General features: G+C 35.3%; 3 protein-coding genes. All 3 read left to right on the top strand.

Translation table 11 applies throughout. The annotated features are described in order from the left end of the window. The first annotated feature begins 62 nt into the window (after positions 1 to 62). On the top strand, positions 63 to 413 hold the full coding sequence (locus ABID23_RS08000) for a DUF1376 domain-containing protein (protein ID WP_435521264.1): 351 nt from the start codon (positions 63 to 65) through the stop codon (positions 411 to 413). Beyond that, on the top strand, positions 403 to 756 hold the full coding sequence (locus tag ABID23_RS08005) for a DUF1376 domain-containing protein (RefSeq protein WP_354190968.1): 354 nt from the start codon (positions 403 to 405) through the stop codon (positions 754 to 756). Before ABID23_RS08000 ends, ABID23_RS08005 begins: the two co-directional genes overlap by 11 nt. Further along, positions 746 to 1301, top strand: a 556-nt coding sequence (locus ABID23_RS08010; RefSeq protein WP_354190970.1) for a DUF1376 domain-containing protein, incomplete at its 3' end; no start/stop codon positions are given. The genes ABID23_RS08005 and ABID23_RS08010, both read left to right, overlap by 11 nt.

The raw sequence follows: 1301 nt of genomic DNA on the forward strand, positions 1-1301 counted from the left end.
TTCAGAAAGAGCTTCGAAAGCAGCTTTAGCAAGGTGGAGTAAGAAAAGAGAGGAGGCAATACATGTCAACTAAGTTGCCATGGACGAGGCTTTTTGCAGACAAGTGGCTACTTGATCTTGCACATTTGCCTCCTTTTGAAGGTTTCATATATGTGAAGTTGCGATTTCAGATGCTTCGCACTGGTGAACCGCTTACGAATAATTTTCGAGTGTTATCTTTATTGGCTGGGTGTTCAATTAAAAGATTTCAGAAAGCATTAGATCTTTTATTGGAAACTGGACATATCATTTGTTTGGAAGATGGTCGCTTATGGAATCCAGATGTTGAAGACGAACTCAATAACCTCAGTGAAGAGCTAGATAATTTTACCTTTAATAATAATGAAGAAAAGGAGGTAAAATATGTCAACTAAATTACCGTGGACGAGGCTTTTTGCAGATAGGTGGGCAGTAGTTGTCGATTATTTACCTCCTGTAGAAGGTAATATCTATATGAGATTGCGGTTTCGCATGCTTCGTACTGGTGAACCTCTTTTTTGTAACATTAAAGTTTTGTCTCATTACACTGGTTATTCAGTAAAGAAATTTGAGACAGCTTTGAATGTTTTGCTAGAAGAAGGATATATTATTCGTTTAGCAGATGGTCGCTTGTGGAATTTAGATGTTGAGGAAGAACTCAACAACGTCACTGAAGAGCTAGATAATTTCACTTGCAATAAGAATAATAAAGAAAGGGAGGTAAGGCATGTCAACTAAGTTGCCATGGACGAGGCTTAATGCGGAGCAATGGATAATCGATGTTTCTTGTATGAAACCGATGGAAAAAGCTGTTTATCTTACTCTCAGTTTATTTATGCGCAAAACACAAGAACCGCTTGATGAAGATACTTTCTTATTATCTCGTTATGTTGGTTGCACAGAAAAGGCATTTAATAAAGCATTGATTGGTTTACTCTGTACTAAAAAAATCGTTCGTTTAGACGATGGTCGTTTATGGAGTTTAGAAGTTGAAGAAGAACTCAACAATTCTAATAAAAATTTAGAAAAGTCTTCAATAAAAGCAGCAAAAGCAGCAAAAGCAAGATGGGATGAGAAAGAAAATAATGAACCAAAAATGCACAAGCATAAAAATCATACGTCAAATGATGCTTGTGCATCAGAAAGTGATGCTTGTGCAGAAAATTTGATGCTTGGCAATGCACATAACATTAACAATAACATTAACATATATAATAAAAAAACTAATACTATCGTATTAGCAAAAAAAGAAACTGAATTTGAAGATTTAGAAACAACCGATT

This window comes from Bartonella silvatica (assembly GCF_040545155.1).
Lineage (GTDB): Bacteria > Pseudomonadota > Alphaproteobacteria > Rhizobiales > Rhizobiaceae > Bartonella > Bartonella silvatica.

Bases quoted from the DNA above. Each gene is read 5' to 3' on its own strand.
- ABID23_RS08000 (WP_435521264.1), top strand. From the start codon at position 63: ATGTCAACTAAGTTGCCATGGACGAGGCTTTTTGCAGACAAGTGGCTA.
- ABID23_RS08005 (WP_354190968.1), top strand. From the start codon at position 403: ATGTCAACTAAATTACCGTGGACGAGGCTTTTTGCAGATAGGTGGGCA.